At 73.5% G+C, this 5636-nt stretch carries 2 protein-coding genes; both read right to left on the bottom strand.

What is annotated here, in order from left to right:
* A partial coding sequence (locus tag G5C60_RS49095; RefSeq protein ID WP_165270541.1) for a polyketide synthase docking domain-containing protein occupies positions 1 to 230 on the bottom strand: 230 nt, incomplete at its 3' end.
* A gap of 138 nt (positions 231 to 368) precedes the next feature.
* A partial coding sequence (locus G5C60_RS49090; protein WP_206440957.1) for a type I polyketide synthase occupies positions 369 to 5636 on the bottom strand: 5268 nt, incomplete at its 5' end.

The following is a 5636-nucleotide window of genomic DNA, read 5'->3' as shown; positions in this document are numbered from 1 at the left end:
CAGCCACGGTCGGCCGGGAAACCCGAGATCACATCACGCTGCTGGGCGACGACCTGCCACAGCGCCTCGGGCGAGTCCACCCCGCCCGGAAAACGGCACCCCATACCGACGATCACGATCGGATCGTTGGTGCCCGCCTCCAGTTCCTGGACCCGCTGACGGGACTGGTGGAGGTCGACGGTGAGGCGTTTGAGGTATTCGACCAGCTTGTCATTGTCCGTTGTTGTCATGGTGAAGATGCCCCCGTAGGCGTCGTGAAACTGTGCGTGCGCGCGGTCCGGGCATGGCTGCTCGTGAGACGTGCCCGAGCGTGCCGCGCGCAGCGAAAAGGGTGAGAAGGGTGAGGGTCCGGGCGAGCGGACGTGGGGTCAGAGTTCGGAGTCGATGAACGCGAGGAGTTCGTCGACCGACGCCGACTGGACCCGCGCGGTCAGATCGTTGTCGTCGGCCTGTGACCGCCTGGCCGGTACACGGGCCACCAGTGTCTGGAGTCGCTGGACGATCTCGGCTCTGAGGTCGTCCTGGGTGTCGTCGTCCGGCAGTTCGGCAAGGGCCGCTTCCAGCCGGTCGAGTTCGATCAGGCCGGGTACGGCCTTCGAGTCGGTCTTCGAGTCGATTCCGTCGACGGCTTCCGCATCGGCCGGGGCCAGTTCGGTGTGCAGGTGGGCCACGACCGCCAGGGGCGTCGGGCAGTTGAAGAGGAAGGTGGCGGGCAGCCGCAGACCGGCGCTGGTCTGCAGCCTGTTGCGCAGCTCAACGAGAGTGAGCGAGTCGCAGCCCATGTCCTTGAAGGGCCGGTCGGCGGGAATGCCGGCCGCGGAGGACCGGCCGAGTACGGCGGCGGTCTGAATCCGGACGAGATCCAGCAGCAGTTCCTCCCGCTCGGCCGGGCTCAGCGCGGCCAGCCGGTCGCGCAGGGTCTCGGTCGTCGGGGTCGCGGCGGTGGTCGGTGCCCGGTCCGTTCGGGGTGAGGCCGGGGCCAGGTTCCGTAGCACGGTGGGCAGTTGCGGTCCGAGCGCGCCGAGTGCGGCACGGTCGAGGGGCGCGGGCACGAGCGCGGCGGTGTCCATGCGTAGTGCCGCGTCGAGCAGGGCCAGGCCCTCCGCCCGGCCGATGGGTGCGAGGCCGGTTCTGGCGATCCGTGCCTGGTCGGCTTCGGACAGGGCACCCGCCATTCCGGCGGCACCCGGCTTTCCCGCGGTGTCGGCCCACATCCCCCAGGCCAGGGAGAGCGCGGGGAGGCGCCGCGCTCTGCGGTGCTGGGCCAGGGCGTCCAGGTAGGCGTTGGCGGCGGCGTAGTTGCCCTGGCCGGCGCCGCCGATGACGCCCATGACGGAGGAGAAGAGGACGAACGCCGCGAGGTCCTGGTCCACGGTCAGTTCGTGCAGGTTACGGGCCGCGGTGGCCTTGGCGGCGAGCACCGTGTCGAGGCGTTCGGGGGTGAGCGCGGTGATCACGCCGTCGTCGAGCACCCCTGCGGCATGGACGACGGCGGTGAGCCGCACGCCGGTCAGCAGCCGCGCGAGCGCGTCGCGGTCGGCCGTGTCGCAGGCGGCGAGGACGGCCTCGGCACCCAACTCGGTGAGTTCGGCGGCGAGTTCCGCGGCGCCCGGCGCGTCGGGGCCGCGACGGCTGACCAGCAGCAGACGGCGAGCACCGTGCTCGGTGACCAGGTGCCGCGCGACCAGTCTGCCGAGGGCACCGGTGGCGCCGGTGACCAGGACCGTACCGTCAGGGTCGAGGACCCCGGGCAGGGTGAGGACGACCTTGCCGATGTGCCGGGCCTGGCTGACGTGGCGGAACGCCTCCGGTGCCCGGCGGACATCCCACGCGCTCAGCGGCAGCGGGGTCAGCGCCCCGGACGACAGCAACCGCAGGACGGCCGTGAGCAGTTCGGCGATCCGCTCGGGCGGTTCCTGGAGCAGGTCGAAGAAGCGGTAGTCCACCCCCGGGTGGTCGGCCGTGACCAGTCCCGGGTCGCGCAGATCGGTCTTGCCCATCTCCACGAAGCGGCCGCCGCGCGGCAGCAGCCTCAGGGAGGCGTCCACGAACTCACCGGCGAGGGAGTTCAATACGACATCCATGCCGCGGTCTGCGGTGGCCGCGCCGAACGCGGACTCGAAGTCCAGGGTGCGGGACGACGCCAGGTTCGCCCCGTCCAGGCCGAGGTCACGCAGGGCGTCCCATTTGCCGGGGCTCGCCGTGCCGTAGACCTCCGCCCCCAGATGACGGGCCAGTTGGACGGCGGCCATCCCGACGCCGCCGGCGGCAGCGTGGATCAGGACGCGCTCGCCCGCGGCCAGGCCTGCGAGGTCCACCAGGGCGTGGTAGGCGGTCAGGAACACGATGGGCGCGGACGCCGCCTGGGCGTACGTCCAGGCGACGGGCATGAGGGCGACCCGCCGGTGGTCGGCGACGGCCACCGGGCCGAACGCCCCGGAGAACAGGCCCATGACCCGGTCGCCGACGCCGAGGCCGGTGACGCCGGGCCCGACCTCGGTGACCACACCGGCCCCTTCCAGGCCGAGCAGACCGGGATCGCCGGGGTAGAGACCGAGCGTGTTCAGTACGTCGCGGAAGTTGACGCCCGCGGCGCGCACCGCGATGCGTATCTCGCCGTCGCCCAACGGGACCAGGGCCTCCGGGCAGGGTTCGAGCGCCAGGTGGTCCAGTGTCCCGCGGTCGCGCACCCCGAGCCGCCAGGCGGTCACCCCGGCAGGGGGAACCAAGGCACTGCCGGCCGTCGCCCGGCCGAGCCTGGGCACCAGCAACGCCCCGTTCCGTACCGCGAGTTGAGGCTCCGCACCGATCAGCGGCAGCGCGATACGGCAGTCGGCCGCCGACGCCACGTCAAGGAGGCCGACCCGCCCGGGGTTCTCGGTCTGCGCCGAGCGTGCCAGACCCCATGCGGCCGCGCCGTCGGGGTCCACGTCGGCGTCCGGAGCCGTGGCCACGGCGGCCCGGGTGACGAGCACCAGCCGGGAGCCGGCGAGCCGGTCGTCGGCCAGCCATGCCTGGAGCAGAGCGAGCGCCCGGTGCACGGCGGACCGCGTGCCGGCCGTCGGACCGTCGGCGAGGTCCGCGAAGCCCGCGGAGCCCGCTGGATCCGTGACGTCCGTGACGTCTGCGAGGTCCGCGAGCGGTGCGAAGACCACCGCGGGGGCGGGGAGTCCCGCGTCGACGGCCTGGCCCAGGGCCGCGAGACCGGCGTACAGCGGGCCGACGCCCAGGTCGGCGGAGCCGAGTGCGGCGGCCGACGGGGACGGTCCTTGGTCCGCCATGGCCGGTTCCCAGTCCAGGCGGTGGAGCGACCGCGGGACGGCCACCTCGTCGCTCACGGGGCGCAGGACCAGCTCCTCGACTTCGGCGATCACCGCGTGGGACTCGTCCAGCAGGGTCAGCGACACCGTGTCCGGTCCGGTGGTGGTGATCAGGGCGCGGGCGGTACGGGCGCCGGGCTGGTGGATGGTCAGGCCGCGCCAGGAGAAGGGCAGGAGGCGGCGGTCGCCGTCGTCCAGTGCGGTCATGACGATCGGGTGCAGGGCCGCGTCGAGCAGCGCCGGGTGGAGCCCGTAGGAGGCGGCGTCGGTGACGGAGGCCGGCAGGGTGACCTCGGCGAGCAGGTCCGCGCCCTGTCGCCACACGGCGCGCAGGCCCTGGAAGACCGGGCCGTAGGCGTACCCCGCGGCAGCCAGTTCGTCGTAGCGGCCGTCGACGGTCACGGGCTCGGCCTCGGCGGCGGGCCGGCCCACGGTGGTCGCGGGGGCTCCGTCGTGCGGGGCCAGACTGCCGGTGGCGTGCAGGGTCCACGGCTCGGTGGTGCCGTCCGGCGTCTCGGTGCGGGCGTGCACGGTCAGCGCGCGCTGTCCGTCGTCGCCGGGTGCGGCCACGACGACCTGTACCTCGGTGCGGCCTTCCTCGGGGATCACCAGGGGGGCGATCAGGGTGAGTTCGGCGACACGCGGCGTGCCGGTCTGCGAGCCCGCGCGGGCGGCGAGTTCGAGGAAGGCGGTGCCGGGCAGCAGGACCGAGCCGAGGACGGCGTGGTCGCAGAGCCAGGGGTGGGTACGGCGGCCGAGCCGGGCGGTCAGCACGGTCTGCCCGGATTCGGCGAGTTCGACGGCGGGGCCGAGCAGCGGGTGGCCGGCCGATCCTTCGGTACCGTGCGCGGTCAGCCAGTAGCGTTCCCGCTGGAAGGCGTACGTGGGCAGGCCGGGCGTCCGCCCCGGGCCGAACACGGCGTGCCAGTCCGGGCTTCGGCCACGGACGTGCAGGGCGCCGAGTGCGGCGGCCAGGGTGTGGCGCTCGGACCGGCCGCGGCGCAGCACCGGGACGAACGCGAGCGCGTGGTCGTCCAGACAGTCCTGGCCCAGTGCCGACAGCACACCGTCCGGGCCGAGTTCGAGGAAGGTCCGCATCCCGAGGTCGTGGAGTGCGGCCAGCCCGTCGGACATCCGTACTTCCCGGCGTACTTGCCGGACCCAGTAGTCGGCGGTGACGTCGACGGGGCGGCCGGTGACGGTGGACACCATGGTGAAGAGCGGCTCCGCATACCGGATTCCCGCGGTGACGGCGGCGAACGCGTCGAGCATCCCGTCCATGCGGTGGGAGTGGAAGGCGTGACTGACGGCGAGTCGGCGCGTCTTGCGGCCGGCGTCGGCGAACGTGGCGGCGACTTGTTCGACGGCCTCGACGTCTCCGGAGAGGACGACGGCCGTGGGGCCGTTGACGGCGGCGATGCTCACCTCGTGCTCGCGGCCTTCCACCAGGGCGCGGACCTCGTCGTGCGACGCCTGGACGGCCAGCATCGCGCCGCCGGGCGGCAGGGCCTGCATGAGCCGACCGCGCGCGGTGACCAGGGCACAGGCGTCGGGCAGGGTGAGGATCCCGGCGACGTGGGCGGCGGCGAACTCGCCGATGGAGTGGCCGAGTACGGCGTCCGGCGCCAGGCCCCGGTGCTCGAGCAGCCGGAACAGCGCGACCTGGAGGGCGAAGAGAGCGCTCTGGGTGTTCTCGGTCCGGTCGAGTGCCTCCGCGTCGTGGAACATCACCTCGCGGATCGGCGGTGTGCCGGGCACGGAGGCCCGGCAGGCGTCGAGTTCACCGCACACGGTGTCGAGGGCGGCGGCGAAGACCGGCTCGGTCTCGTACAACTCCCGCCCCATGCCGACGCGTTGGCTGCCCTGCCCGGTGAAGAGGTAGGCGAGGCCGTCGTCGGGGCGTGCCGTGCCGAGGGTCAGAGCCGAGTGCGGTTCGCCGCGGCCGAGCGCGGCCAGCGCCGCGACGGCCTCGGCGCGATCCTCGGCGGTGACGGCAGCGCGGTGGTCGAGGGCGGTACGGGTGGTGGCCAGGGCGCGGCCGAGGTCACGGCTGGACACGTCGTCGAGGGCGTCCAGCGCGTCGACGAGCACGGTGGCCTGAGCGCGCAGCGCCGGTTCGGTACGGCCGGACAGCACCCACAAGGGGGCGGAGACGTCGTCCCGGGGATCGGTCCCGGGCGGCGTGCGATGCTCGGTGGGAGCCTCGGAAGGGGTTTCGGCGGGGGCTTCGGCGAGGATGACGTGGGCGTTGGTGCCGCTGATGCCGAAGGACGACACACCGGCTCGTCGGGTCCTGTCGTCCGTGGCGGGCCACGG

Source organism: Streptomyces scabichelini (genome assembly GCF_011045015.1).
In the GTDB taxonomy this organism is placed as follows: domain Bacteria; phylum Actinomycetota; class Actinomycetes; order Streptomycetales; family Streptomycetaceae; genus Streptomyces; species Streptomyces scabichelini.
The sequence above is the reverse complement of the archived record's forward strand: the minus strand, read 5'-3'. Positions and strand labels throughout refer to the sequence as shown.